Source organism: Paenibacillus sp. FSL E2-0177, assembly GCF_037992975.1.
GTDB classification, from domain to species: Bacteria; Bacillota; Bacilli; order Paenibacillales; family Paenibacillaceae; genus Paenibacillus_AQ; species Paenibacillus_AQ odorifer.
Genome location: NZ_CP150307.1, coordinates 4,755,197 through 4,780,815, shown reverse-complemented (window position 1 = coordinate 4,780,815; position 25,619 = coordinate 4,755,197). Strand labels below are relative to the sequence as shown.

Sequence of the window (25,619 nt, the reverse complement as noted above, 5' to 3'; positions counted from 1 at the left end):
AAAGAACAGGCAGGTCACGATGAAAAAATTCAAATTTGGCGAGATTAAGGTTAAAAAGGTAGAACCAGGCCAGTTGACAGACCGTCTTCTGCTGCTCAATCTTTATATCACTCAGGGGCTCACATTAATTATCGGTTTGATATGGATATTATTTCAGAAAAGAAATCCTTTTCAGCTATTAATTATTCCAGAAAAAGTACATTTTGTGGCATGGGGCCTCGGTCTTGCTGCTGCAATGCTAATTGTTGACTATTTATTGACACATATTGTCCCTGAGGAAAGCATGGATGATGGTGGAATAAACGACCTTTTATTTCGAAATCGCCCTGTGTGGCATATTATCGTCATAGCAGCAATTGTATCGGTATGTGAGGAGCTCTTATTCCGCGGAGCCATCCAATATTCCATTGGCCCTTATTGGACGAGTATAGTATTTGCTCTTATTCATGTCCGTTATTTACGTCACTTTGTACCTACCGGCTGGGTATTCTTAAGCAGTTATGGTCTTGGATATATTTACATTCAATCGGGCAGCCTCTGGGCCCCTATACTATGTCACTTCTTCATCGACCTGATCTCAGGTCTGGTGATCCGCTATAGGAGGGAATCATGAGTGAGGAATTAAGCCGGGTAAAGTCTCGACAAAAACAACACAAAAGTGAAAGCAAACATCCTGGCAAAAGTAAAAAAGAGAAGCGGACTTCAGAGGCTGTAAAAAAGGCTACTCCTGAAAAGAAGTCTACTCCTATAAAGAAAAATGCTACCGCTCGGGTTTCTACAGCAACTTTATCAAGAAAAGCTCGCCGCCCAGCAGGTTCTGCAAAGCGCTCTTCCACAGGAAGTAAAGAGAAGGACGAAGAATCTGTTCCTTCTCGTTCAGATACTTATTCTTCAGAAAAAGTTCGTCTAAGCAAGATGTTTGTAAATTCTTTGATTTTTATCTTTGTTATTTTGCTAATCGGGCTGCTTTGGTGGGGAATTGAAGGAGCGCCTCCGCTGAGTACATTATGGTGAGCACATGGGCATGGGGAATGGCTTTGGTCATTTTATTGATAGCTGCGGCCGTTGTCATAATTATGGTGATTAATGCTTTTAGAAACAGAATTATTACCGAGGAAATAATGCTAGATTCGCTACCTGAAGAGTTTGATGGATTTCGTATCTTGTTTATAACAGATATCCATCGCCGCCGCCTTCCTTCCGCGCTTCTGACACCATTAAAGGGTGGGGTAGATGTTGTTTTTCTGGGAGGAGATCTAGCGGAAAAAGATAGTCCTTTAAATCGTCTTGTCGATAATATGACTCTAGTTACTTCTATTGCATCTACCTATGTAGTGCATGGAAATCATGATTATCGGGCTAATATTTCAAGGGTAGATGAGATTATTCAGGACAGTGGTGCAAAACTGTTAATGGATGAAAATGTGGCTTTTGAACGTGAGGGAGCTAAACTTTGGTTAACCGGAATTGATATTCCGAAAAATGGGGGCAAAACTCCATACGGTCCTTTTCCGCAATTAACCACAACCCCTTCTGCTGAAGACACGTGTCGTATTATTCTTGTACATGATCCGCTTTGGTTATCGAAGCGCCAGAGTGTGCCAGCGGACCTGATTCTCGCAGGTCATACGCATGGGGGGCAGGTGATCCTTCCATTTGTGGGTCAAAGACATGTAGAGCATTTCTATCATAAATATGACGCTGGAAAGTTTAGTTGGCCAAGAGGGGACGGTTCCGCAAAAAATGCCCTGCTGCTGATCAGCAGAGGGTTTGGAACAGCACATCTGCCACTTCGCTGGGGCAGTCCTGCTGAAATGCATGTGCTGACACTGCGTAAATCAACCCAATAGTGCTTACTCTTTCCAGTAAGAAAAACTGGTAGCGTAAAAAGGGGGTTCCAAAGCCATGCAAATGGCTTTTGGAACCCCCTTCTATTTTTGTTTGATTCGAAAACAATTGCACTGACGAAGCAACTATCGGACATGTAAAGATGAGAAGATCAACGCATTTTTAGCTCAATGCTGCGCGGATCAACAAAGCTGTAGCCTTTACCCTCAAGTGTAGTGAGCAAGGTATCCAGTCCCTCAACGGTCCATGGTAGCTCATGCATCAGGATATTACTGCCGGAATGCAGCTGATCGGTAACATTACTGATCAATTTTTCTGTCTTACCCGTTTCCTTTTCTTTCATTTCCCAGTCAAGTGAGCCTACAGACCAGGTCATGTATAACATTCCATTCTCAGCCGCGACCTTCTTGCCAACATCCCCGCCGGCACCATGTGGCGGACGGAAAAAGTGAGGAGCTTCTCCCAATGTTTCTTTGACAATATCTTGAACGTCTTCGATTTGCTTTTTAACCTCAGTATAGGACTTGTCTTTCAATACAATATGATCCCAGCTGTGGTTGCCGATAATTCCACCGCGGTTATGTATTAACTCCAGAAGCTCAGGATGCTCCTTAACACGATAACCATTTACGAAAAAGATGGCTTTAGCTTGATGTTTGTCCAGAACATCCATCAAAGGGTTAATCATTGCCGCATCTTTAGGACCGTCGTCAAAAGTGAGCAGAACCACTTTTTTATTTGTAGCTTCCTCATTAGGGACGATGTCGTAATTTTTGTTCATATGGTACAGCAGTGGAATTTCAGCGGATGCTTCACCCTTACTGGCTGTACTATTTCCTGTAGTACCTCCATCTGCTGTTGCTTCAGGGGTAGGACTGGCTGTTGCTTCAGGTGCTGGCGCCGTAGTTTCTGCGCTTTGTGTAGCTGCCGCCGTGGGCGGATTGTTTGTGGTGTTTGTTTCCTTGGCTGTATTTCCATTTGCACCGCTGTTGCCACAGGCTGTAAGCAGCAAGGTAGCCAATAGGAGCACTGATGTCATTTTACCCACTTTTTTCAACTCGCTTTCTTGTTATTAGGTTGTATGAGCCGGAATCTTTCCGCGAACACTAAACATGATTTTACCATACAAGGAGGCTGGAAATATGAATACTTCGTCATTTTTATGCGGGGTGCTGATGGGCGCCGCAGCCAGTATGATTATGTCCAAAAAGCGGAATTCTTTAATGTCTTCGCTAGGGCAATCGGGTGGTTCCATGAGTGGGGCTGCAGATAAAGCAAAAGAAAAAATAATCGGTATGGCCACGACTGGTTTTGGTAACACTGCTGTTTCAAGCAGTAATGCTCAAAGTAACGGTTCAAGCAGCGCAACCTCTGAGCATAAGACTGAATCACCAGTGAAGTCGAAGGAATCCAATCTTAAATTGTTAAAGGAATTCATTCGCAGCAATCCTGAAGTAAAGAGCGAAGTAGAGCAGATTCTTAAAGAAACGCATACAACCATACCGGGATTGTAACCGTAAAGGACTCCATCAGAATCATTTTGGGGATGAAATATTCCGCAGAATGATTCTTTTTTATTATTCGGGCCTTGAAAATGGTTTATTCAATAGAGAGGATTTTATATATTTATTTACGTGCATTTATCTCGGCAAAATGATAACATACTTACATAGTAACCATTTTTGGCTCATTACTCGGGACTCATCATACATTATAATAAATGAGCTTGCAAAAGGAGGATCCTGTCATGAGAATAGAGCGATTAAGTCAAGATAAGATACGGATTTTCCTCACTTTTGACGACCTGAGCGAGCGGGGCATCCAGAAGGAAGACATGTGGCAGGAAGTTCCTAAGGTTCATGACCTGTTTACGGAGATGATGGATCAAGCATATAGTGAACTAGGTTTTGATGCCACGGGTCCGCTTGCCGTAGAAGTTTTCGCATTGCCCGCGCAAGGCATGGTCGTTATAGTGACCCGAGGAAAATATGATCACCATCAGTACGGTGCGTCCGGGGAAGAAGAATTGCCAGAAGAGATTTATGAAATGGAAGTTACTCTTGAACAAAGCGACTCCATTGTATATGCATTCCGCGATTTCGAGGTTCTGGTTGAAGCGGCTCATGTGCTCATCGGTAATATTACTTCCCAGGGGAAACTGTATTCTTATAACAATAAATGGTATCTGTATTTCGATCCAAAGGAATTTGAAGAAACGGCGTTGTCAGGTCTTGTTGGCGTACTTGCTGAGTTTGGAGATTCCTCACCGGTCACAGAAGCTGTTCTCGATGAATACGGGAAAACAGTGATGCCGGAGAATGCGGTCCAGTTATTGTGCACTCATTTTAAGCGTCAGGAGTAATTAAGCAAGATCTAGGGGCTGATGACCATTGTTTAGGCCGATCAGCCCTAGTCTTGTTGTTGGTGATATGTCGGTCATTCTTGTATCAAAGTTATCATCTACCTTGCTGTGTAACGGCAGTAATAGGGTTTAGGGGTGTAGGGAGGTTATTCGGTGCTCGTGTTATCGGTCATTACGTCGGCAGTAGCGCCGGGACTTGCTCTGTTGACCTTTTTTTATCTGAAAGACAAGTATGATCAAGAACCGCTTCATGTAGTCATTAAAGTATTCTTGCTCGGCCTTCTGATTGTGTTTCCAGTAATGATCATTCAGAGAGGGCTGATGCTGGGACTAAATGGTGGTCCCTACGTGGAGTCGTTTCTCATATCCGCTGGCGTGGAAGAATGTCTAAAGTGGTTTGTGCTGTACCATATGATTTACAATCATACCGAATTTGACGAGCCATATGATGGGATACTATACGCTGTGGCGATTTCGCTCGGCTTCGCAACAATAGAAAATGTAATGTACGCTTGGTATAGCAACGCTTCAATCGGATCAATGTTTCTAAGAGCACTTCTTCCGGTTTCTGGACACGCTATGTTTGGTGTGATCATGGGCTACCATATGGGAAGGGCGAAGTTCTCAAAAGGAGTTCATACCCGCAGAATTCTGGTGTTTTCTCTCCTGTTGCCATGGATGTGGCATGGGATATATGACTTTATTTTGAGTACGACAGCCAACTATTGGATATGGTTTATTGTGCCTCTGATGGCTATCCTATGGTATGGAGGTATGGGAAAGGTTGCTAGGGCCAACAGCCGTTCTCCTTTCCGCTTTCTGAAACGTGAAGAAGAGGTTAACCTATAATCGAGATGGACACACTTATATTCGAAGGGCAGTTCCTAGTAAGGAATTCCAGAGAGGAGAGAGGTGTCTTTTTTTGCGTATAAAAGTACGTATCGTTTGCAAACAGTGTGGTGAGACCTACATATTAAGAGGGATTAAAGAGCATGGTGTCATTCAAACCGGCTTTAAACAATGCCTTTGCAGTAATAGCAGTGGCTTTGAGATTGAAGAGAGAGCATGAGCGGACGTTATAGTCACATTGTGTAGCAACTTCAGTGCATAAGACTCCTAGTTTATTGTCAAACTAACGCCAATAAGCTATCGAAAGGAGTCTTGTAGCCCTATGTACAAAAGATTAAGTGCTGTAATGTTCCCGCTGACCGCGCTGCTGCTGATTGGTGCGCTTGTGTGGGGTTATCAGGAGAATCAGGAGAAGAATTCAATACTAATTAAGGCGGAGAACCAATATCAACGCGCCTTTCATGATTTGTCCTATCATGTGGACCGTCTTCATGGTGAGCTTGGAAATACGCTTGCGGTTAACTCTGCTTCTAATGGGATGCACCGTAAAGGACTTGTGAATGTGTGGCGGATGACTAGTGAGGCCCAAAATGAGATTAACCAGCTGCCGCTGACCTTGCTGCCATTTAGCAAAACAGAGGAGTTTCTGTCCAAAATCTCCAACTTTTCTTATAAAGCCGGGATTCGTGACTTCACTAAAAAACCTCTGACAGATGGAGAGCTGAGCAATCTAAAAGCATTGTACAAGAACTCAGGAGAAATCTCTAAGGATTTGCAAGAGGTACAAAATAAAGTCATTGGCAATCGGCTGCGCTGGATGGATGTTGAAACGGCGTTGGCGACAGAAAATAAAGCGGAGGACAACACGATTATTGACGGCTTCAAAACGGTGGATAAACGTGTAGGGGCATACCCTGAGCTAGACTGGGGTCCTTCAGTAGCAAGCATCTACGATAAACGTTCCGTCAAAATGCTCGGAGGTACCCCCGTGACTGCCGAAGATATCAAACGTAAGGCGTTGAAGTTCGCGGATGCGGGCTCCAATGCTAAAGTGGATGTTAAAGAAAATGGGAAGAACACCGAATGGCCATCCTATACAGCAACTGTTAGCGCTTCGAATAAGAAGCACGCCATTAGTATGGATTTCACCAAAAATGGCGGGTTGCTGATCTCTTATTATGATAACCGTGAGGTTGGCCCTGCCAAAGTTTCTATTAAAGAAGCAGTTACCAAAGCAGAGCAGTTTCTTGAGAAAAAAGGATATCCCCATATGACTGCAGTCAGCGCTGATCGTTACGATAATATCGGGAATTTGACCTTTGTAACCAAACAGAATGATGTATTGATTTATCCTGAAAAGATGACCATTCGTATGGGGCTGGATACAGGTGATACCATCGGTTTTGAGGCCAGCGAATACGTCAATGAGCACAAGGACAACCGGAAGCTTCCAAAACCAAAGCTTACCCTTGCAGAGGCGAGAAAATTTCTGAATTCTGATTTCAAGGAGCAATACAATCGCTTGTCCTGGATTAAAAATGATGATTCCGTCGAGGTCTTGACTTACGAGTTCGGTGGAGGAGTTAATGGCTCAAAGTATCGTATTTACATTAACGCCGAGGATGGCATTGAAGAGTCTGTGGAAGAAATCAGACCTTCTTCGGGGTCTGAGGCAAAATAAAGGGAGGGCGCATCCAGCAGTTGGGTGCGTCCCTTTTTTTTGCAATATCTATAAAATATATCTGACTGGCTGATATTCCCATGCTATAATCAGGGGTAGTGATAATTACTAAACTGATGTGGCGGTGACATCTTTGTATCCTAAAATTAACGAATATCTATACATACAGGTTGCTTCCAGTGACGCTGCTGAAGCAGAAGTTGAATATAGATCAAGAATTGCAGAGACGGAAGAAGACGCATTCCTGATTGAAATTCCTATGCAGGAGAGCAATGGTCGTCTAAAAAGGCTCTTTATGGGGGACGAGCTTTCGGTTTATTTTTTAACTGAGGGTGGCATCAAAAATTACTTTAATACTTATGTACTGGGCTTTAAAGAAGATGTAATTCGTATGGTCCGGATTCAAAAGCCGGAGACAGATTCGATTTTTAAGATCCAGAGAAGAAGCTTTTTCCGAGTGAATGCAGATCTAGAGCTTGCTGTGAAGGATAGCCTTGGCAAACGGTTCCTAGTTCGTACAGATGATATTGGTGGTGGAGGAATCTCCTTTTTGGTGGATAACCAGGTTAAGCTGGAGGTTGGTAATAAATTGTCCTGCTGGGTATTGGTGCCTTATCGAAACGGAAGCACAGAGCATGTCAATTTTGAAGGAGAAGTAGTGCGCATTAAAAAGCTAGAGAATGGACGCCTTTTAGCGATGTTGAAATTTGTCGCTATTTCAGATTTGGAACGCCAGAAAATTATCCGTTATTGCTTCGAACGTCAGTTTGATTTCCGCAACAGATAAGCATTTTTTACAGCTCTATTAAGCTGTCTGATTTTGCACTGAAGTATAAACTGTGGTATAATTTTATAAGTCGCAGGCAATGCCTGCTTTTTTCTTGATAATATCATCAAGCATAACAATTTATGTGTGCTCCTTGATATTGCAGGAATAGTTTTCGTAACGCTAGATGCTTTTTTTATGAAAGAGTGTTTGAGGAGGAATGCCCCGTTGGATAGGCAGGGTACACATACTTATGACAGAATAAACGTCGCCATCGACGGACCTGCCGGGGCAGGCAAGAGCACTGTAGCCCGATTGGTAGCCCAGAAGTTGTCTTATATCTATGTCGATACTGGTGCAATGTACCGGGCAATCACCTGGTATATGATCCAAGAAGGCATTGAACCGGAAGATCAGCATCGAGTGAACGAGAAGGTTCGCGACATGGTGATTGAACTTATTCCGGAACGAGACATTCAGAAGGTGCTGATTAATGGGGAAGACGTGACCCCACATATTCGGAGCCTTCAGGTTAGCGGCCTTGTGTCGCAGTATGCGAAGATCGAGGATGTAAGATCCAGACTGAGTCAATTGCAGCGTCAGATGGCGCTTCGCAAAGGCGTGGTAATGGATGGCCGCGATATCGGTACAACCGTGCTGCCGGATGCCGAGGTAAAGATTTTTATGACGGCAAGTGTGGAAGAACGAGCTCTCCGTCGTTATAAGGAACTGAGAGACGCGGAATCGGTGACGCTTCAGCAGCTTGAACACGATATTGCAAAGCGGGACCGTCTGGATGAAGGACGGGAGATTTCACCGCTGCGCCGTGCAGAAGATGCTATTCTTCTGGATACGACCTTAATGAATATCGATCAAGTTGTGGAGGCCATTGTATCCCACTGTAGATCTCATGTTGACGGGGAGAGAAATCATTTATGATTTATGCAATTTGTGTTGGATTGCTTCGCTTGATTTACGCAATCCTTTTCCCACTTAAGATTGTGGGGAAAGAAAATGTGCCAAAGGAGGGCGGGGTACTGCTCTGCGCTAACCACATTAGTCTGCTTGATCCAATGACTATTGGAATTAAGCTGGACCGTCAGGTAAAGTATATGGCTAAGGCTGAACTGTTTGAGGTTCCGGTGCTTGGCTGGCTCATTAATAAATTGGGTGCTTTTCCGGTGAAACGTGGCGGCGTAAGCAAAGAATCCATAAAAACGGCCCTTAACACACTTCGTAATGGTAATGTCATGGGTATCTTCCCGGAGGGTACGCGTAACTCTGATGCCGGAGTGGCCAAGAAGGGTGCTGCTAGCTTTGCACTTCGAAGCGGCGCAGCAGTTATTCCAGCGGCTATTATCGGCCAGTATAAACCCTTTCGACGCATGGTCGTTGTCTACGGTGCTCCTGTAGACCTTAGTCAATTTGCCGGTGCGGGGAGCGAATCTCTCGAGGCTGTTACCGATGTCATTATGGATCGCATCCGTGAGATGAAAGAGACAGGTAAACCAAGTGCTAGTTAAGGGATGAGCAGAACAACAAATTTTGCTCAATGTTTTGATTAAATAACGGCATAGCCGCTATTTTTTGGAACATACTATCATCAAGTGTAAGTGAAATATTATGCATTGCTTGTTTTGAACTCTGCTATACGCAGGTTTAAATAAATGGGGTTTTGAATCGAGGAGGCTAATCACATGTCTGAAGAAATTAAAAATCAGGAAGCTGCGGAAAAGAATGAATCCGTAGAAGCGGTGGATTCCGCTGTGACAGAAAATAACGGAGCTGTAGAAGAAGTTGCTGCCGTTAACGAAGAAGAAGTGACTAACCAAGCTGACTTGGAAATCATTTCTCTGAAAAAAGGCGATACCGTGAAAGGAACAATCGTCAAAATCGAAGATAACCAAGCTTATGTAAGCATTGGATATAAATACGACGGTGTGATTCCAATTCGCGAATTGTCCGCAGTACAACTGGACAACGCTGCTGCAGCAGTAGAAGTTGGACAGGAAGTAGAATGTAAAGTTGTCAGCATCAACGACAACAAGGAAAGCCTTGTTCTTTCCAAACGTGCTGTTGATAGTGAAAAATCATGGGAAGATCTTGAGAAATACTTCGCTTCCCAAGAAGCTTTCGAAGTTACTGTGGCTGACGTTGTTAAAGGTGGCCTCGTAGCTGATGTTGGAGCTCGCGGATTTATCCCAGCTTCCATGGTAGAGCGTCACTTCGTTGAAGATTTCAGCGATTACAAAGGCCGTACCTTGCGCGTTAAAGTGAAAGAACTTGACCGTGAGAACAGCAAAGTAATCTTGTCTGCTAAAGAAGTTCTTGAAGAAGAATTCGAAGCTAACAAGCTGAAAATTATGGCTGAACTATCTGAAGGCCAAATCATCGAAGGTACAGTACAACGTCTGACTCAATTCGGCGCATTTGTTGATGTGGGCGGAGTTGACGGTCTTGTACACGTATCTGAAATCGCTTGGAGCCACGTAGAGAAACCTTCTGATGTAGTATCTGAAGGTGATAAAGTACGTGTTAAAGTATTGAAGGTTGATCCTGAAAAAGGAAAAATCAGCCTGAGCATCAAAGCTGCTGCTCCAGGTCCTTGGGACTCTGCTGCTGGCGAAATCAACATCGGTGATGTTGTAACAGGCGTTGTAAAACGTCTTGTGAACTTCGGAGCGTTCGTAGAATTGCTTCCGGGTGTGGAAGGTCTTGTGCATATCTCACAAATCTCCCACAAACACATCGCTACTCCACACGAAGTATTGAAAGAAGGACAAGAAGTTCAAGTGAAAGTTCTGGACTTCAATCCATCCGAGAAACGTGTTAGCCTGAGCATCAAAGAAACTGAAGAAGCTCCAGCTCCATCTGCTAGACCTGAACGCAGCAATAGCAGAGACAGAGCTCCTAAAGAAGTTCTGAACAACCCTAACGTTTCCCTTAGCAACGAAGGCCTTAGCTTTACGCTTGCTGAACGTTTTGGTGACAAGCTGGATAAATTTAAGGGTAATAACTAATCCCTAAACGAGCTTTTGAATATACGGGTAAAGTAATCGGCGAGCCCTCGATACGGGGGTTCGCCGATTGTCTTTTTTTCGGAACTGGTCGGATTATTGAGAGTTAACATGATTGTTAGCCAATTTAAATGTTTTTTGCTATGATGAGTAACGTAAGGATGACAGGAGGAATGAATATGGCAAGACCCGTTGTGGCAATTGTTGGGAGGCCTAACGTCGGAAAATCGACGATATTTAATCGGCTGATTGGCGATAGATTAGCCATTGTAGAAGATAAGCCGGGGATTACACGTGACCGGATTTATGGTATTTCAGATTGGAACGGTAAGTCGTTCAGTGTGATTGATACCGGAGGTATTGAAATTGATGGAGAAGATACAATTCTGAAATCAATCCGTGTTCAAGCGGAGCTGGCGATTGAAGAAGCGGATGTTATTGTATTTATGTGTGAGGCGAAGAGTGGTGTGACGAATTCAGATGAAGAGGTAGCTCAGATTCTGTTCCGTTCAGGTAAACCGGTCGTTCTTGCCATCAACAAAGTGGATAATATGAAGCGTGCGGATGATATTTATGAGTTCTATAGCCTTGGTTTTGGCGATCCAATCGGCATTTCTGGTAGTCACGGAACCGGACTCGGCGATTTGCTAGATGCTGTAGTTGAACGCCTACCTGAGAAAATAGATGATGAATACGATGAGGATGTCATTCGTGTAGCTTTGATTGGCCGTCCGAATGTAGGTAAATCCTCTCTGGTTAACGCGATTTTGGGCGAAGAACGTGTTATCGTCAGCGATATTGCAGGGACTACAAGAGATGCTATCGATACTCCTTTTGAACGTGATGGGCAACGTTATGTGCTTATCGATACGGCAGGTATGCGTAAAAAAGGCAAGGTATACGAGAACATTGAAAAATACAGTGTTATGCGAGCTATGCGTGCGATTGAACGGGCTGATGTGGTCCTCGTTGTAATTAACGGCGAAGAGGGCATCATCGATCAGGACAAGCATATTGCTGGTTATGCACATGAAGCTGGTAAAGCATCTATTTTTGTTGTGAACAAATGGGATGCCATTGTGAAAGACGATAAGACTATGCAGAACTTCGAGACTAAGATTCGTGACCATTTCTTGTTTATGAGTTACGCACCGGTTGTCTTTTTGTCGGCTTTAACCAAACAGCGTTTGCAAAAACTGCTGCCTGTTGTACAGCATGTATCTCAACAGCACGCACTGCGCATTACTACACATTTGGTGAACGACGTTGTATCTGATGCAATCGCGATTAACCCTCCACCAACTGACAAAGGCCGTCGCTTGCGTATTAACTATGTAACGCAGGTTGCGGTTAAGCCGCCTACGATTGTGGTGTTCGTGAATGATCCGTCGCTGATGCACTTCTCCTATGAACGTTATCTGGAGAATAAAATTCGCGCAGCATTTAATTTCGAAGGAACACCAATCCGTCTCTTTACACGGCGCAAATCCGAAAACGAAGGTTAGGGGAGAAGAAGTGTGGCGCTTGAACTTCTGGTTATCGTTGTAAGCTATTTGCTTGGTTCTGTCAGCTTTAGTGTACTGCTTGCAAAGTTGCTAAAGGGAATTGATATCCGTCAATACGGAAGCGGAAATGCGGGGGCTACCAATACACTGCGTGTATTGGGTAAAGGTCCTGCAATACTAGTGCTGTTGCTGGATGTGTTGAAAGGGGTGGCCGCTGTATGGTTAGGAACCTGGGTCGGCGGTTGGGGAACCTGGGTTCCGGCTCTTTGCGGAATCGCGGCCATCATCGGACATAATTGGCCGCTCTATTTTCGTTTTCGTGGGGGGAAAGGCATTGCTACTACGATCGGTGTTATGGCTACGCTTTGTTTATGGCCAGCGCTGCTCGCCGGTATCATCGCCATCCTGTCTATCTTTATCACACGTTACGTGTCCCTTGGCTCATTAATTTTTGTAGCACTGACACCAGTGGCTTTATTGTTGACAGGATTTACACAACCTGTGCTCTGGACCAGTATTATTATTGCGGTCTTCGCCTTCTGGCGGCACCGGACGAATATTGTAAAGATTGTAGAAGGCCGTGAGAACAAGATAGGCTCAAAAGTTAAAGGAGGGAATCGTGTTGTCTGATAAAGTTACCGTACTTGTAGCGGGGAGCTGGGGAACTGCGCTGGCTAGTGTGCTGGCTGCAAACCACTCGGAAGTTTATCTGTGGACACGCAACTCTGATCAAGCTGCCGAGATCAATGGCTCTCATACGAATAATAAGTATCTGCCTGGCATCGCACTGCCAGCTAACATTATTGCAACTACGGATATGGAAACGGCAGTGTCCGGTTCTAAGGCGGTTGTAATTGTAGCTCCGTCTTCAGGAATGCGGCAGGTTGCTCGCAGTCTTAAGCCATTCTGGAAGGATGACATGTTATGTGTTCATGCTACGAAGGGCTTTGAGTCGGAAAGTAATAAGCGGATGTCCATCGTAATTGCAGAGGAACTAGGCTGTGACGAAGGGCAGATCGTCGTCCTCTCCGGTCCAAGTCATGCAGAGGAAGTTGTACGCCGGTGTCCTACAACCGTTGTAGTTGCTTCACCTGATGACAAACGTAGCGCCGAAGCGCAGGAATTGTTCATCAACAACGATTTCCGTGTATATACGAATCGTGATCAGGTAGGGGTAGAGCTTGCCGGAGCTCTTAAGAATATTATTGCCCTTGGTGCAGGTCTATCCGATGGCCTTGGATATGGGGACAATGCTAAAGCAGCCCTTTTGACCCGTGGACTCGCCGAGATATCTCGGGTGGGTGTTGAGCTTGGAGCCAATCCTTTGACCTTTGCCGGCCTTGCCGGAATTGGCGATCTTGTTGTGACGGCTACTAGTCAGCACAGCCGTAACTGGCGCGCTGGGTCCATGCTTGGTCAAGGCAAGCCGCTGGCCGAGGTGCTGGAATCCATGGGGATGGTAGTCGAAGGTATTCGTACTACCGAAGCAGCTTATGCAATTTCGCTCAAGCTGGGTGTGCAGATGCCGATTACGGATCAGATTTATCATGTGCTCTTTCAAGGAAGAAGCCCACGCAGTGCGGTTGAAGCCCTGATGGGTCGTGATCGTAAGCCTGAGCTTGAGTCGATCTCCCAGGAAACTTGGGAGCAGTGGCATTCCTGATCCTGTTCACCTTTTTCCGCAAATTCTCATATGTTGTAATGGGGATTGACGGAGGAGGGATGAAAAGTGAGCAGAGATTTTTCCAAGGATGCATTGAACGCCATTAACAAAAAGGCGGGCAAGAACATTACGGAAAGTGCCGTCAAAAAGCTAGCCAGTACGGTAAAGCCAGGAACTACGCAGAATGAAGCCCAGCTCCGCCAGTTAATTAAGCAGGTGTCATCAATGGCGAAAGTGCCGGTCAGTGAAGCTACTGTGCAGGAGATTATCAATGCCGTTAAAAAAGGCGGCGCAGGTTCCAGCACAATGGAGTCTTTAATGAAAATGATGCTTAAAAAATAGCTTTATGTTGGGTGAGCAAAAGAAAACGGATCAATGAATGATTCCGTCGTCTTTTGCTTTTTTTTTATATTCCTGATAATTTTCACGAAGCGTAATTTATTTAAAATAATACATTAAAAATGATGTTTTTTTACAGAAAAGGATAAGGTCATGATATAATAGTCCCTAATAAATTACAGGCGAATGGGGGCTTTGACCATGGATCCGATGACAAAAATGTGGTTATCCCTGATTGCGATGCTGATTATGGGATTATCAGTATTTCTTATAACTTTTGCTCGGAGCAAAACCAAGGGATTGCTTAAGGCTGTACTGTCTATACTTGCTTTTGTCATCATGTTAGTGGGCCTATTGGGCGGAGTTGTTTCAATTATGTAAGCAGTTACATAGTGTTGAGGAAGGAAGTAACATCATGAAATCACAAAAAGGAGTTACCGTTGTATTTCAACCAGAAGGTCGTAAAGCTGTTGTGAACCGTGGCATTTCGTTATTAGAGGCTGCTCGTAAAGCAGGAGTGCCAATAACAACTAGATGCGGAGGCAAAGCAGGCTGTCTGATGTGCAAGGTTACAGTCGCGAAGGAAGAGGCTGCTGCAGTAAGGCCTCCCGGTGATATTGAGCGGCGTAAGCTTGGATCGGCCTTAGAAGAAGGAACGCGTCTGGCCTGTCAGGCTGCCGTATGGAGCGACGTAACCGTTCAGGTGCCGGAAGATCCACTGAAGGCTGCGGTGCGCCGTAAGCTTGAAGCAGCGCGTCGTGGGGAAGAAGATGAACTGTGGTAGCGTAAGAATGTCACCGTGGGAGGGACTCGGTTGGAGTTTATAGGATATAAAATGAAACTGAAGGCAGGGGCCAAGCTTTTGCTAGGGATGGTATCGCTCGCGCTTACGCTTTCGGGCTGTCTATACCCAGGTGAAGAGAAGCGGGCTAGTGTTAATTATCGGGAAAGTGTTAAACGGATACAAGCAGCCGTTGATGATTATCAACAGGAGGAAGGGGTATTGCCCATTCTTAATGCGGATGAAACTACTCCAAGGTATGAGAAGTTTCGTATTGACCTGGGGAAGTTGAATAATAAGGGATATTTGGATGATATACCGGCTACCGCTTTTGAGCAGGGTGGAAGTGCTTATTTTCTTATTTTGAATGAGGAAATTGATCCTGTGGTGAAGGTGATGGACCTTGTTACGGTTCAAAAGGTGAATGACGTGCAACGACAGGTTAACCGTTATAAATCAGCTCATGGCGGCAACCTGCCTGTGCTTGATGAGCTATACCCCGGATTGTATACCATTGATCATAAGCAGGCGGGTACAAGCTCTATAACCTTAACTAGCGTCTATTCCGGTCAAGTTCTTGACTTTATCATGGATAAGGATGGAACTGTCTACGTAGATTATGTTTTTGATATCATGGCTGCCGTCGATAAGAAGGGTGGAGAGCACGACAAGAATCAGGACTTGCGACTGGATCTGGAGGAAGCTTCATATTACGTTCCCGTAAAGTCTTTGCCGTATCTATGGATTAATAATCAGCCGATCCCACAGCCTCCAAGTTAGAGTTATAGTTTAAAAGCGTCTAAGCTTCGGTTTTATCCGGGGCATTAGGCGTTTTTTGTTTATAACCTTTTAATCTCAGCATCCACTAAAAATAGTTCTATCAACGAATCCTACCTCATAAGATGGATGAGTAAGCTTCCGGGCGTCAGACGCCTTGCGGCGCGCAGACTTAACTTTTTTTGAAATTACATTGGGAAATGCGCGAATACGGGTCATAAATTCGTTCCGGATACATATGATGATACTAGTCCAAATGCATGTCCGAGCATTCGGAGTTTAGCGCGGGGCAAGTACGTCCCGGTCGAAAGCAGCTAGGCTTCGGGCGGGCATACGATAAGTCCGGTTGATGTCCTGCAAGGGTCAGATTACCGGCGGAACGCGAAGTCGATGCTCTTCAGGCATTTTTTCTTCGGAGTAATATGAGGAGGGGATCTCTTTTGGAAAAAGTGGATATTTTCAAGGACATTGCCGAGCGTACCGGCGGAGACATTTATCTTGGCGTCGTCGGCGCGGTTCGCACGGGGAAATCGACATTTATCAAGCGCTTCATGGAAACAATTGTCCTGCCAAACATCACGAATGAGGCTGATCGAGTAAGAGCTGTGGATGAGCTTCCGCAAAGCGCAGCAGGCAAAACGATTATGACGACAGAACCGAAGTTTGTGCCAAACAACGCAGTCCAAATCAAGGTTGCGGAAGGGCTTGAGGTTAATGTTCGTCTGGTAGACTGTGTAGGTTACGCTGTAGAGGGTGCAAAAGGTTACGAGGATGAAAATGGACCACGTATGATCTCTACACCTTGGTTTGAAGAGCCTATTCCTTTTCAGGAAGCGGCAGAAATCGGGACACGTAAGGTTATTCAGGAGCATTCAACGCTAGGTGTAGTGGTAACAACAGATGGTACGATTGCAGAAATTCCGCGGAACTCGTACGTGGACTCTGAAGAGCGCGTCATTGCAGAGCTGAAGGAAGTGGGTAAGCCGTTTGTGCTTGTCATTAACTCCACCCGGCCACGCAGTGAGGAAGCGCAGCAGCTCCGTAACGAGCTAGCCATCAAATACGATATCCCAGTTATGACGCTAAGCGCCGCAAACATGAGCGAAGATGACGTAACTGGTGTGCTGCGGGAAGTGCTTTATGAATTCCCAGTGCATGAAGTAAATGTAAATCTGCCAAGCTGGGTTATGGTGCTTGGAGAAAACCACTGGCTACGTAGTAGTTATGAGAACTCCGTTCGCGATACGGTAAAAGACATTCGCCGCCTGAGGGATGTTGACCGCCTCGTATCTCAGTTCACCGAATATGACTTTATTGATAAAGCTGGCCTAAGTGGTATGAACATGGGTCAGGGTGTAGCAGAGATCGACCTGTATGCTCCAGAAGAGCTGTACGATCAAGTTCTGATGGAAGTGGTTGGGGTTGAGATCCGCGGTAAGGATCATTTGCTCCAGCTTATGCAGGAGTTCTCACATGCGAAACGAGAATACGACCGATTCTCAGAAGCTTTGGAAATGGTCAAGACTACTGGCTATGGTATCGCGGCTCCATCCTTAGCTGAAATGGCACTCGACGAGCCAGAACTGATTCGTCAGGGCTCTCGCTTCGGGGTTCGCTTAAAGGCTACGGCACCATCCATTCATATGATTCGGGTGGATGTGGAGTCTGAATTCTCGCCAATCATCGGAACGGAAAAGCAAAGCGAAGAGCTGGTTCGTTATCTGATGCAGGACTTTGAGAATGATCCTATTAAGATTTGGGAATCCGATATTTTTGGCCGCTCCCTGCACTCCATTGTAAGAGAAGGAATTCAAGGCAAGATAGCTATGATGCCGGATAATGCGCGCTACAAACTGCAAGAAACGCTTGGCCGCATTATAAATGAGGGTTCCGGCGGACTTATTGCAATTATTCTCTAAGCTGAATATAAATAAATTCAAAGAGTGGGAGAAATCCTGCTCTTTTTATTTGTATATATCCTAAAACTTGATTCCTAGTTCCTATAATAACGGTGATTCTGACTCAATTATTCTGATGAAATAAAGACCTTAAATGCTCCTATAGGTCTAACAAATTAGATTGAATTTAGATAAATATGCAAGGATAGATGATAATTTCTGCTCCTTTTTTGAGTAACAGCTTGAATTTATGGATGGGCTGTATTACTATAAGTTTGTTGCGCTTCAAGGTCTAAGGGCGCCAAAGTTAAGTTTTAAACGGGATTATCACGTATATTTTACGTTGAAACGGAAACAGTGTATGATACCGGAGAATTTACTCAGGGAGGTGAGAAAACATGAATAAATCAGATTTGATCAATGTAGTTACAGAAGCAACTGAACTTCCCAAGAAGGATGCTACTAAAGCTGTAGATGCGGTTTTCGAAGCAATTACAGAAGCACTGCAAAGCGGTGATAAAGTACAACTGGTTGGATTCGGAAACTTTGAAGTGCGTGAGCGTTCTGCACGTAAAGGCCGTAACCCGCAAACTGGTGAAGAAATCGAAATTCCTGCAAGCAAGGTACCGGCATTCAAACCCGGTAAGGCGCTGAAAGACGGAATCAAATAAAGATTTCTACATACCTATCCCATAGTCTTTTTAAGAACAACTATGCCGCCCTCCAAGGCGGCATTTGTTTTTTGAAATACTATGAACTGTATAATAGGTTTAGAGGAGGATGAGTGATGATGGATAAAAATACGGGTACTACTCCGCTTCCAACGGGCAGCGACTATATTGTGGTTAAGGCTAAAGATAATGGCGTTCAGGTCATTGGGTTAACCAGAGGTACAGATACACGTTTTCATCATACAGAGAAGCTGGATAAGGGCGAGGTATTGATTGCCCAGTTTACTGATCATACCTCAGCGATGAAGATCCGCGGTAAGGCTGAAATATGGACAAAGCACGGACAATTGGAAAGTGAAAGCTGAAAAGCAGGCATAGCCTGCTTTTTTTCAAAATATAGTAAAGAGAAATGATCGTATTCCGCTAAGAGTGGGAATTATGGATAAGGGGGGCGTGTTCATGAACAAGGCCTGGTGGGTTGGAGCCGTATTACTCTTGACTGCAACCTCTGCTGTAATATTGCCCAAAGTGGCAGATATGGATTCAACCTTACAGCAGAGAAATGGTGCAGTGGAGACTTTTACTGGCGGCCATAACACGGTGCTAGACAACGATAATCTTGTTGATGTTCTTGGCGCACTTCCATTGACCTTATCCATTGATAGCGTAGGCTGGGAGGATCACGTTCTGTCTCTGGATTTAAAAGTGAGCGGAAATGATCATGAACCCCAGGAGCTTTATCGAAATATGGCACAGACTATTTCTTTTGCTTTTCAAGAAACCTTGAATGTAGATCAGCTTCTGCTGCGCATCGTGGTCATGGATAAATGGCTGGATAGCCGCCGGCTGCTGCTAGCAGGGGATATCAGACGCGCGGAGTGGTCCGTTGAACTCCAGAATGAACTTCAGTCTGCGGGTAATCTCCCCATATCCGAGCGTCTCAAGACAGGCTTCCGTATTAGTGAGACTGAGCTCTGGAAGAAGCAGTTCATTTATCCTTGAGAAGAATAAAAGAAACTCAGTTGTATCACAGTGCGTGACAAAAAAACATGTGATATAATAGACAAGATTGTGAACAAAGGAATTAATATAAATGTCAATGGCTTCGGAGGCTGAAATGAAACCGTACTGCATACCGCAACTGGCAAAACCCTACACCGACTACGACATGATTCAGAAGCATACGGATTTGCCGCCGTTTTCTGATGGCCGGGGTCATTTGTTATATATTTTTCTAAACCATGGATCTTCTGTAAAAGGAAGTACTGGTGAGTTGTATACGCTCGTAACCGCACTTATTCAACTTGGACTAGATACACATGAGGTAATTGACCGCTCGAATGATAGACGCGGTGGAGATCCTATGCGTTCCCGTCAATTAAAGGTATTGGCTGGTGATTATTTTAGTAGCTGGTTTTACCATCTGCTTGCAAAGAGTGATCAGATTGAGATGGTTGGAATCTTGAGTAAGGCGATTGCTGATTTCAATGTCTTGAAAGCGAACCTCTATGTGAAGATGAGAGGAATCCGTCTTTCGGCTGAACAATACTTGCGGCACATGGTACAGCTCAATATGCGGCTGTTCCTTTCTTTTACGCCCATGATCGAGAATTCCTTAGTGGAATTGTGGGAGAAGTTATTGACAGAGTTCAGTCAGTGCGAAACTGTTGCCATAGAGCTTCAGCGTTGTGATAACCTTGAGAATGCAAGCAATGGTTATTGCTACTGGAAGATGCTGGAGTCAGCGACAGAGGAAGAACGCAAACAGCTTCAAGACCAGAACCTTGATCAGAAGGACTGGAAGATGCTGAAGATGAAATATAAATGTGATTCTCTGCTGACGGACAAGCTCCATCAGTCGATTCAGTCGATTCAGGGACTATTACAAAGCGTTAAAGACGAAAGCCTGCTTAGAGAGCTTGAGATAGCGCTGGATCGTATTCTCCTGCAGATGAAAGTCTCAGGACAAGCAGCCGTGGAGGGTTAGTGGATGACTATGGACAAAACTACAACTGCTGTGGGTGATAACAGCAAGCCGAAGGAACAGTTTGTGCACTCGGTGTTTGAGAGTATTGCAGGTAAATATGATTTGATGAATGACATCTTAAGCTTTCGTCGGCATAAGGCTTGGCGTAAGTTCACGATGAAGAAGATGGGTATGAAGCGCGGGGATTCAGCTGTAGACTTATGCTGCGGCACTTGCGATTGGAGCATTGCCTTGGCCGAAGCCTCACAGACAGGGAATGTGATAGGGCTCGACTTCAGTGCAGGCATGCTTGAAGTGGGGCGCCGTAAGGTGGAGGAGCGCAAGCTTCAGGACCGGATCTCTCTCGTACAGGGCAACGCTATGGAGTTGCCTTTTGAAGACAACGCATTTGATTATGCAACGATTGGTTTTGGACTCCGCAACGTACCGGATCTTGTTCAAGTGCTGAACGAGATGAAACGGGTGGTGAAGCCCGGAGGAATGGTGGTCTGCCTGGAGCTTTCCAAGCCGATGAAACAACCGTTTAAAGGTATCTATTTCTTTTATTTTCAGCGTGTACTCCCATTGCTGGGCAAGTTATTCGCTAAAAGGTATGAGCAATACAAATGGTTGCCAGAATCGCTGGCGCTGTTCCCTGACCGGGAGCAATTAGCTGCTATTTTCCGTGAAACCGGACTGCAAAAAGTGGAATCCTTCCCCTTGACCGGAGGCATCGCGGCATTACATATTGGGCTCAAGGAGAACGGGAATGTTTAAGAAAATCGGTATCTTTTTACAAATGATCAAGTTTGAACATACGGTATTTGCTTTACCTTTTGCTTTTATGGGCGCTTTACTTGGTTCCGTTGTCATGTTTGGCACGCTACCTACCTGGAGCCAGATTGGTTGGATCGTAGTGGCTATGTTTGGGGCACGGAGCGCTGCTATGGGGCTGAATCGACTGATTGACCGGATAAGTGATGCTAAGAATCCACGCACAGCGGGAAGAGCTATTCCTGCAGGATTATTGAAGATCGGTGAAGTCGTCATTTTTATCGGCATTTCGTTTTTCTTACTCTTTTGGGCAGCCTTTAAGCTGAATCCTTTGTCGGCCAAGCTCTTGCCGATCGCAGTTTTCCTTCTTGTCATTTATTCATTTACTAAGCGCTTTACATGGGCCTGCCATCTTATCCTCGGTCTGACCATTGCGCTTGCACCTTTAGGCGGTTGGGTAGCTGTAACTGGTAGTGTGAATTGGACTTCAATGGTATTTTATTTCACTATTGTGTTTTGGACTGCAGGTTTTGATGTAATTTATTCTTGTCAGGATGTTGAGTTTGATCTAAAAGAGGGCTTGAAGTCCATTCCGGTTCGGTTCGGGGTTCAAGGTGCACTCTTTATTGCCCGCGTATTTCACATTCTCACGGCGATTGGATTCGTATCGTTGCTGTTTATGACGGATTTAAGCTGGTGGTATGTAGCAGGCATGATCATCGCATATATCATTCTCTTTTATGAGCACTACATTGTATCTCCGAGTGACCTGAGCCGTCTGCAGACTGCTTTTTTCACTATGAACGGCGTATTGAGCATCGTGGTGTTCTCTTTCACTTTGATTGACTTGGTGGTGCAGTTCTACTAATGACGCTTACTAAACCGAAAAACATCGTGGTTGGAATTACAGGAGCAAGCGGTGCGATATATGGTGTTCGTCTAACTGAAACCTTGCTGTCACTAGGCTACTCCGTGCATTTGGTAGTTAGCAATGCGGGCTGGCGCGTATTTAAAGAAGAACTTGGCTATATCGCATCAGACCGGGAGGGCTTTTTGAACGAAAGGTTCAAAGGCTATCCCGGTTCTCTGCTTTATCATCCTGTTGCGGATATCGGCGCATCCATTGCAAGTGGTTCGTTTCGTGTGGAAGGGATGATTATTATGCCTTGCTCTATGGGAACATTATCCGCGGTAGCGAATGGGACCTCTGATAATCTGATGACACGTGCTGCTGACGTTATGCTCAAGGAAGGCCGCCCACTGGTGCTTGTACCTCGTGAGACTCCACTGCATGCTATTCATCTAGAGAATATGTTGAAGCTGTCCCGTCTGGGAGTTCGGATGATTCCCGCAATGCCGGCTTTTTATTTTGGACCGCAAAGTATGGATGATCTGATTAATTTCATGGTGGGCAAAGTGCTTGACAGCTTTAATATTGAACACAATTTATTTCGAAGATGGGGGGATTGAAAGGATGGACAATAACAGCCACACCATCATTGGCAAAATCAGCTATACCAACTCATGGCCGGTATTTCACAATTTTCATCCCTCTGCACTGAAATATCCTGCAGAGATGGTGAGTGAGGTACCTGCCATTCTTAATCAGGGGATGAGCCGTGGAACTATTCATGTAGGTGCTTTATCCTCTTTTGCTTATGCTGAGGCCAGTGACAAATTATTACTTCTACCTGATTTATCGGTTAGCGCGGACGGTCCTGTGAGATCAATATTCCTTTTTTCCAGGGTGCCATTTGCTCAGATTGGCAGCGGTAAGATCGCTGTTACGAATACTTCTGCAACCTCAGTAAATTTGCTGAAAATTTTAATGGAAAAAGCTTTTGGCAATAAACCGGAGTATATTAGCGCTAATCCTGATTTGGATGACATGATGCATGAAGCGGATGCCTGTTTATTAATTGGTGATAATGCTATTAAGGCCTCATGGCAGGATCAAGGTTATATCGTTACTGATCTAGCTGAGGTTTGGAAGGAATGGACGGGCTTAGGGATGACCTTTGCGGTCTGGGCAGTGAATCGAAAGGCTGCGGAGGACAAACCGGAAGCTATTTCTGAGATTGCAGAGGCTTTTGCCGAGAGTAAAATGCGGGGATTGAGAGATTTAGATCCTATTGTACAAGCAGCTTGTTCTAACATTGGAGGAACAAAGTCTTATTGGGAAGGGTACTTCCGCAATTTATGTTATGATTTTGGAGAAAGGCAGCAGCAAGGTTTGAACCTCTATTTCCGCTATGCCTATGAGATGGGCCTGCTGCCGCAGGAAGTGAAGATGGAGATTTGGAGCCATAAACTGTTGACACGGGTGAAAGAATGAAACGACTGCAAATATTCGGATTACTGAACAGAGATATGGATCAGATTGAAAAAGAGCTGTACCGCAGTGTACAGGGGGATGACGATCTGCTTACAGAAACCTCCCTGCATTTATTAAAGGCAGGCGGCAAAAGATTACGTCCCGTATTTGTCCTAATGGGCGGGAAATTCGGTAAGTATGATCTGGAAAAACTGAAACGGGTGGCGATACCGTTAGAGTTGATCCATAGCGCTTCACTGGTCCATGATGATGTGATCGACGATGCAGAATTGCGCCGTGGTGAACTCACCGTGAAAGCAAAATGGGGCGATAAAATTGCCATGTACACTGGTGACTACATATATGCAAAAGCGCTGGTTATGACTACGGAGCTGAAGAATCCACGAATTCATCAAATTCTGTCTAAGGCGATGATCGAAATGTCGATCGGAGAGATGGAGCAGATTCGTGACTTTTTCAACAGTGAGCAAAGTGTACGTCATTATCTACGGCGTATCCGCCGCAAAACAGCCCTGCTGATTGCAGTTAGCTGCCAACTCGGCGCTCTTGCTGCTGAGGCAGATCCAGAAGTAGCTCGTCTGCTTTATAATTATGGATATAACGTGGGTATGGCGTTCCAGATTCGTGATGATTTACTGGATCTCTCAGGCACAGAGAAACAGATCGGTAAACCTCCGGGCAGTGATATGCGGCAAGGAAACATTACACTTCCAGTGATTTATAGTCTTGAGGATGAGCGACTGCGCGAGTCATTGCTTGAGGAACTGAAGTCTATACGTGAGGGACATAGCACGGTAGGACATGCGATTGATCTCATTCTTTCCGGAGACGGAATCGCCCGTTCTGAGGAGCTCGCTTCACGTTATATCGACAAGGCGCTGGCGGCGCTGGAACAATTGCCTAACAATAAGACTAAGCGCAATCTGCGCGATATTGCGTATTTTATAACAGGTAGAAGTTATTGATCTTCTGGTGAGATTGAAATTAAACGTTTCCAGAAAGCAATGTTTCTGTTAAGATAGCGTCAAAACAACCCTTCAAATGGGAAAATGGAGAGTGCTTCTATGGAAAAGACGTATCTGATGGTCAAGCCTGATGGAGTTCAACGTGGATTAATAGGGCGTATTGTTGCCCGCTTTGAGGATAAGGGGTTTAAATTGGTCGCTGCTAAACTGATTACAGTGAGTGAGGATCAAGCGAAAAGACATTATGCTGAGCATGCAGGCAAAGACTTTTTTTCAGAGCTGGTCTCTTTCATCACTTCAGGTCCAGTGTTTGCAATGGTATGGGAAGGCGATGATGTCGTAACTTTATCCCGGACACTCATAGGCAAAACAAAAGTTGGAGAAGCTCTGCCAGGCACGATTCGTGGCGACTTTGCCAGCCATACACCACTTAATTTAATTCATGGATCAGACTCGCCTGAAAGTGCAGAACGGGAAATTGCTAATTTCTTTGCTCCAGATGAACTGAATCAGTATAACAAAGACATCGCAGTCTGGATGTAAGGTCCAGGTGGGAGGCAGGGGATTAACATGTCTGATCGTAATGTTGCAGCATTAACAACAGATCCAGATTATAGCGGATTTATTCACAACGTTAAACAAAGCACCGGAATTGATCTGGCTCAATATAAAGAAGCACAGATGAAGCGGCGTTTGACGACTCTTCGGATGAAGAATGGTTATCATACCTTCAGTGATTTTTTTGCAGCGATGATGAAAAATAAGGACTTATTTTATGAATTTTTAGATCGAATGACGATCAATGTCTCTGAGTTCTGGCGGAATCCGAATCGCTGGGAAGTTTTGCGGGATATTATCCTCCCTGACCTCCAGCAGTCGGGCCGCAAATTAAAGCTGTGGAGCGCGGCATGTTCCACAGGCGAAGAGCCTTACACGCTGGCTATGATTTTGTCGGACAAGAATATATTGGCGCAGACAGGTATTCTTGCCACTGACATTGATGATGGCGCTTTATCCAAAGCAAAGCAGGGTCTTTATTTGGAACGTTCTTTAAAGGATGTGCCGAAAGACGTGGCAGCACGTTATTTTACGCCGGAAGGCCCTGTCTTCAAGGTCAGCGATTCACTTAAGAAAAACATAGATTTCCGCAAACAAAATTTGCTCTTGGACAAGTTCGACGAAGGTTTCGATCTTATTATTTGTCGCAATGTAATGATCTATTTTACTGAAGAAGCGAAGAACAAGCTCTATCATAAGTTTTCGGCTAGCTTACGTCCGGGTGGTTATTTGTTTGTGGGCAGCACAGAGCAAATCTTTACACCGGCTCAATATGGCTTTGAATCGACGGAAACTTTTTTCTATCGTAAAAAATAAATACTTTTTGCTCCTTCGCCATTAACTTCAAAGGTATACTTTCGCAAA

31 protein-coding genes are annotated in these 25,619 nt (G+C 44.9%); 30 read left to right on the top strand and 1 reads right to left on the bottom strand.

What is annotated here, in order from left to right; translation table 11 throughout:
* Window positions 1-19: 19 nt before the first annotated feature.
* From MHI25_RS21395 to MHI25_RS21385, 3 genes are read left to right on the top strand one after another with little or no spacing between them, the layout of a single operon-like run.
* Window positions 20-613 (top strand): CPBP family intramembrane glutamic endopeptidase, encoded by a 594-nt coding sequence (locus MHI25_RS21395; protein ID WP_036676197.1) that lies wholly within the window; start codon window positions 20-22, stop codon window positions 611-613.
* Window positions 610-1,014, top strand: a complete 405-nt coding sequence (locus tag MHI25_RS21390) for a hypothetical protein (protein ID WP_038572439.1) — start codon at window positions 610-612, stop codon at window positions 1,012-1,014. Before MHI25_RS21395 ends, MHI25_RS21390 begins: the two co-directional genes overlap by 4 nt.
* The gene (locus MHI25_RS21385; RefSeq protein WP_340394212.1) at window positions 1,008-1,850 is read left to right on the top strand and encodes a metallophosphoesterase; all 843 of its coding nucleotides are present in this window, start codon (window positions 1,008-1,010) and stop codon (window positions 1,848-1,850) included. Before MHI25_RS21390 ends, MHI25_RS21385 begins: the two co-directional genes overlap by 7 nt.
* A gap of 149 nt (window positions 1,851-1,999) precedes the next feature.
* Here MHI25_RS21385 and MHI25_RS21380 read toward each other — a convergent pair whose 3' ends face one another.
* Window positions 2,000-2,896, bottom strand: a complete 897-nt coding sequence (locus tag MHI25_RS21380) for a polysaccharide deacetylase family protein (protein WP_076184237.1) — start codon at window positions 2,894-2,896, stop codon at window positions 2,000-2,002.
* A gap of 94 nt (window positions 2,897-2,990) precedes the next feature.
* Here MHI25_RS21380 and MHI25_RS21375 point away from each other — a divergent pair, with 94 nt between their 5' ends.
* The 27 genes from MHI25_RS21375 (at window position 2,991) to MHI25_RS21245 (ending at window position 25,571) form a co-directional block, all read left to right on the top strand.
* Window positions 2,991-3,362 (top strand): hypothetical protein, encoded by a 372-nt coding sequence (locus MHI25_RS21375; RefSeq protein WP_076141316.1) that lies wholly within the window; start codon window positions 2,991-2,993, stop codon window positions 3,360-3,362.
* 233 nt (window positions 3,363-3,595) lie between these two features.
* The gene (locus MHI25_RS21370; RefSeq protein ID WP_036676203.1) at window positions 3,596-4,210 is read left to right on the top strand and encodes a genetic competence negative regulator; all 615 of its coding nucleotides are present in this window, start codon (window positions 3,596-3,598) and stop codon (window positions 4,208-4,210) included.
* Window positions 4,211-4,363: 153 nt separating this feature from the next.
* Window positions 4,364-5,059, top strand: a complete 696-nt coding sequence (gene prsW / locus MHI25_RS21365; RefSeq protein WP_076134692.1) for a glutamic-type intramembrane protease PrsW — start codon at window positions 4,364-4,366, stop codon at window positions 5,057-5,059.
* A gap of 322 nt (window positions 5,060-5,381) precedes the next feature.
* Complete coding sequence (gene ypeB, locus MHI25_RS21360) at window positions 5,382-6,740, top strand: germination protein YpeB (protein ID WP_076192213.1); 1,359 nt, start codon at window positions 5,382-5,384, stop codon at window positions 6,738-6,740.
* A 133-nt stretch (window positions 6,741-6,873) separates the two neighbouring features.
* Window positions 6,874-7,527: a flagellar brake domain-containing protein gene (locus MHI25_RS21355; protein ID WP_036676209.1), complete on the top strand. Its 654-nt coding sequence runs from the start codon at window positions 6,874-6,876 to the stop codon at window positions 7,525-7,527.
* Window positions 7,528-7,734: 207 nt separating this feature from the next.
* Entirely contained in the window at window positions 7,735-8,445 is a 711-nt protein-coding gene (cmk, locus tag MHI25_RS21350; RefSeq protein ID WP_254848699.1) for a (d)CMP kinase, read from the top strand.
* On the top strand, window positions 8,442-9,029 hold the full coding sequence (locus tag MHI25_RS21345) for a lysophospholipid acyltransferase family protein (RefSeq protein ID WP_036676211.1): 588 nt from the start codon (window positions 8,442-8,444) through the stop codon (window positions 9,027-9,029). The genes cmk and MHI25_RS21345 overlap by 4 nt, the downstream gene beginning before the upstream one ends.
* 174 nt (window positions 9,030-9,203) lie before the next feature.
* The gene (rpsA, locus tag MHI25_RS21340) at window positions 9,204-10,526 is read left to right on the top strand and encodes a 30S ribosomal protein S1 (protein ID WP_170914203.1); all 1,323 of its coding nucleotides are present in this window, start codon (window positions 9,204-9,206) and stop codon (window positions 10,524-10,526) included.
* 176 nt (window positions 10,527-10,702) lie between these two features.
* A complete protein-coding gene (gene der / locus MHI25_RS21335; RefSeq protein ID WP_036676212.1) occupies window positions 10,703-12,028 on the top strand; it encodes a ribosome biogenesis GTPase Der in 1,326 nt (441 codons plus the stop codon).
* Window positions 12,029-12,040: 12 nt separating this feature from the next.
* Window positions 12,041-12,658, top strand: coding sequence for a glycerol-3-phosphate 1-O-acyltransferase PlsY (gene plsY / locus MHI25_RS21330; protein WP_036676213.1), 618 nt, complete (start codon window positions 12,041-12,043; stop codon window positions 12,656-12,658).
* The gene (locus tag MHI25_RS21325; protein WP_076127494.1) at window positions 12,651-13,691 is read left to right on the top strand and encodes an NAD(P)H-dependent glycerol-3-phosphate dehydrogenase; all 1,041 of its coding nucleotides are present in this window, start codon (window positions 12,651-12,653) and stop codon (window positions 13,689-13,691) included. Before plsY ends, MHI25_RS21325 begins: the two co-directional genes overlap by 8 nt.
* A 66-nt stretch (window positions 13,692-13,757) precedes the next feature.
* Window positions 13,758-14,033 (top strand): stage VI sporulation protein F, encoded by a 276-nt coding sequence (locus tag MHI25_RS21320; protein WP_038572437.1) that lies wholly within the window; start codon window positions 13,758-13,760, stop codon window positions 14,031-14,033.
* A 198-nt stretch (window positions 14,034-14,231) separates the two neighbouring features.
* Window positions 14,232-14,411 (top strand): DUF2768 family protein, encoded by a 180-nt coding sequence (locus MHI25_RS21315; protein ID WP_036676218.1) that lies wholly within the window; start codon window positions 14,232-14,234, stop codon window positions 14,409-14,411.
* A gap of 34 nt (window positions 14,412-14,445) precedes the next feature.
* On the top strand, window positions 14,446-14,814 hold the full coding sequence (locus MHI25_RS21310; protein ID WP_036676220.1) for a 2Fe-2S iron-sulfur cluster-binding protein: 369 nt from the start codon (window positions 14,446-14,448) through the stop codon (window positions 14,812-14,814).
* 30 nt (window positions 14,815-14,844) lie between these two features.
* Window positions 14,845-15,591, top strand: a complete 747-nt coding sequence (locus MHI25_RS21305; RefSeq protein WP_254847661.1) for a DUF3939 domain-containing protein — start codon at window positions 14,845-14,847, stop codon at window positions 15,589-15,591.
* Window positions 15,592-16,028: 437 nt separating this feature from the next.
* Window positions 16,029-17,507, top strand: coding sequence for a stage IV sporulation protein A (gene spoIVA, locus MHI25_RS21300; RefSeq protein WP_036676222.1), 1,479 nt, complete (start codon window positions 16,029-16,031; stop codon window positions 17,505-17,507).
* A gap of 377 nt (window positions 17,508-17,884) precedes the next feature.
* Window positions 17,885-18,157 (top strand): HU family DNA-binding protein, encoded by a 273-nt coding sequence (locus tag MHI25_RS21295; protein ID WP_036676223.1) that lies wholly within the window; start codon window positions 17,885-17,887, stop codon window positions 18,155-18,157.
* Between the two features lie 116 nt (window positions 18,158-18,273).
* Window positions 18,274-18,522: a trp RNA-binding attenuation protein MtrB gene (mtrB, locus tag MHI25_RS21290; RefSeq protein WP_051490908.1), complete on the top strand. Its 249-nt coding sequence runs from the start codon at window positions 18,274-18,276 to the stop codon at window positions 18,520-18,522.
* 94 nt (window positions 18,523-18,616) lie between these two features.
* On the top strand, window positions 18,617-19,159 hold the full coding sequence (locus MHI25_RS21285; RefSeq protein ID WP_280753030.1) for a hypothetical protein: 543 nt from the start codon (window positions 18,617-18,619) through the stop codon (window positions 19,157-19,159).
* 91 nt (window positions 19,160-19,250) lie between these two features.
* Window positions 19,251-20,144 carry a heptaprenyl diphosphate synthase component 1 gene (locus tag MHI25_RS21280; RefSeq protein ID WP_232061419.1) on the top strand — a complete coding sequence of 298 codons (894 nt, stop codon included), beginning with the start codon at window positions 19,251-19,253 and terminating at the stop codon, window positions 20,142-20,144.
* Window positions 20,145-20,147: 3 nt separating this feature from the next.
* Window positions 20,148-20,900, top strand: coding sequence for a demethylmenaquinone methyltransferase (locus MHI25_RS21275; protein WP_139329851.1), 753 nt, complete (start codon window positions 20,148-20,150; stop codon window positions 20,898-20,900).
* The gene (locus tag MHI25_RS21270) at window positions 20,893-21,765 is read left to right on the top strand and encodes a UbiA-like polyprenyltransferase (RefSeq protein ID WP_076127498.1); all 873 of its coding nucleotides are present in this window, start codon (window positions 20,893-20,895) and stop codon (window positions 21,763-21,765) included. Before MHI25_RS21275 ends, MHI25_RS21270 begins: the two co-directional genes overlap by 8 nt.
* Window positions 21,765-22,367 (top strand): flavin prenyltransferase UbiX, encoded by a 603-nt coding sequence (locus tag MHI25_RS21265; protein ID WP_036676229.1) that lies wholly within the window; start codon window positions 21,765-21,767, stop codon window positions 22,365-22,367. Before MHI25_RS21270 ends, MHI25_RS21265 begins: the two co-directional genes overlap by 1 nt.
* Before the next feature lie 4 nt (window positions 22,368-22,371).
* Window positions 22,372-23,232 (top strand): menaquinone biosynthesis protein, encoded by an 861-nt coding sequence (locus MHI25_RS21260; protein WP_076127500.1) that lies wholly within the window; start codon window positions 22,372-22,374, stop codon window positions 23,230-23,232.
* On the top strand, window positions 23,229-24,197 hold the full coding sequence (locus MHI25_RS21255; protein ID WP_076127501.1) for a polyprenyl synthetase family protein: 969 nt from the start codon (window positions 23,229-23,231) through the stop codon (window positions 24,195-24,197). The genes MHI25_RS21260 and MHI25_RS21255 overlap by 4 nt, the downstream gene beginning before the upstream one ends.
* 99 nt (window positions 24,198-24,296) lie before the next feature.
* A complete protein-coding gene (gene ndk / locus MHI25_RS21250; protein WP_076127503.1) occupies window positions 24,297-24,740 on the top strand; it encodes a nucleoside-diphosphate kinase in 444 nt (147 codons plus the stop codon).
* 27 nt (window positions 24,741-24,767) lie between these two features.
* Window positions 24,768-25,571, top strand: coding sequence for a protein-glutamate O-methyltransferase CheR (locus MHI25_RS21245; protein ID WP_036676236.1), 804 nt, complete (start codon window positions 24,768-24,770; stop codon window positions 25,569-25,571).
* Window positions 25,572-25,619: the final 48 nt, after the last annotated feature.

Excerpts from the sequence above, each read along its gene's own strand:
- MHI25_RS21390 (WP_038572439.1), top strand. The coding sequence starts at position 610 with ATGAGTGAGGAATTAAGCCGGGTAAAGTCTCGACAAAAACAACACAAA.
- MHI25_RS21395 (WP_036676197.1), top strand. The coding sequence starts at position 20 with ATGAAAAAATTCAAATTTGGCGAGATTAAGGTTAAAAAGGTAGAACCA.
- MHI25_RS21260 (WP_076127500.1), top strand. The coding sequence starts at position 22,372 with ATGGACAATAACAGCCACACCATCATTGGCAAAATCAGCTATACCAAC.
- MHI25_RS21375 (WP_076141316.1), top strand. The coding sequence starts at position 2,991 with ATGAATACTTCGTCATTTTTATGCGGGGTGCTGATGGGCGCCGCAGCC.
- ypeB (WP_076192213.1), top strand. The coding sequence starts at position 5,382 with ATGTACAAAAGATTAAGTGCTGTAATGTTCCCGCTGACCGCGCTGCTG.
- MHI25_RS21315 (WP_036676218.1), top strand. The coding sequence starts at position 14,232 with ATGGATCCGATGACAAAAATGTGGTTATCCCTGATTGCGATGCTGATT.
- MHI25_RS21275 (WP_139329851.1), top strand. The coding sequence starts at position 20,148 with ATGACTATGGACAAAACTACAACTGCTGTGGGTGATAACAGCAAGCCG.
- MHI25_RS21280 (WP_232061419.1), top strand. The coding sequence starts at position 19,251 with ATGTCAATGGCTTCGGAGGCTGAAATGAAACCGTACTGCATACCGCAA.
- MHI25_RS21270 (WP_076127498.1), top strand. The coding sequence starts at position 20,893 with ATGTTTAAGAAAATCGGTATCTTTTTACAAATGATCAAGTTTGAACAT.
- MHI25_RS21345 (WP_036676211.1), top strand. The coding sequence starts at position 8,442 with ATGATTTATGCAATTTGTGTTGGATTGCTTCGCTTGATTTACGCAATC.
- MHI25_RS21265 (WP_036676229.1), top strand. The coding sequence starts at position 21,765 with ATGACGCTTACTAAACCGAAAAACATCGTGGTTGGAATTACAGGAGCA.
- MHI25_RS21385 (WP_340394212.1), top strand. The coding sequence starts at position 1,008 with ATGGTGAGCACATGGGCATGGGGAATGGCTTTGGTCATTTTATTGATA.
- mtrB (WP_051490908.1), top strand. The coding sequence starts at position 18,274 with ATGATGGATAAAAATACGGGTACTACTCCGCTTCCAACGGGCAGCGAC.
- MHI25_RS21310 (WP_036676220.1), top strand. The coding sequence starts at position 14,446 with ATGAAATCACAAAAAGGAGTTACCGTTGTATTTCAACCAGAAGGTCGT.
- MHI25_RS21285 (WP_280753030.1), top strand. The coding sequence starts at position 18,617 with ATGAACAAGGCCTGGTGGGTTGGAGCCGTATTACTCTTGACTGCAACC.
- MHI25_RS21370 (WP_036676203.1), top strand. The coding sequence starts at position 3,596 with ATGAGAATAGAGCGATTAAGTCAAGATAAGATACGGATTTTCCTCACT.
- MHI25_RS21255 (WP_076127501.1), top strand. The coding sequence starts at position 23,229 with ATGAAACGACTGCAAATATTCGGATTACTGAACAGAGATATGGATCAG.
- der (WP_036676212.1), top strand. The coding sequence starts at position 10,703 with ATGGCAAGACCCGTTGTGGCAATTGTTGGGAGGCCTAACGTCGGAAAA.
- MHI25_RS21245 (WP_036676236.1), top strand. The coding sequence starts at position 24,768 with ATGTCTGATCGTAATGTTGCAGCATTAACAACAGATCCAGATTATAGC.
- ndk (WP_076127503.1), top strand. The coding sequence starts at position 24,297 with ATGGAAAAGACGTATCTGATGGTCAAGCCTGATGGAGTTCAACGTGGA.
- rpsA (WP_170914203.1), top strand. The coding sequence starts at position 9,204 with ATGTCTGAAGAAATTAAAAATCAGGAAGCTGCGGAAAAGAATGAATCC.
- MHI25_RS21295 (WP_036676223.1), top strand. The coding sequence starts at position 17,885 with ATGAATAAATCAGATTTGATCAATGTAGTTACAGAAGCAACTGAACTT.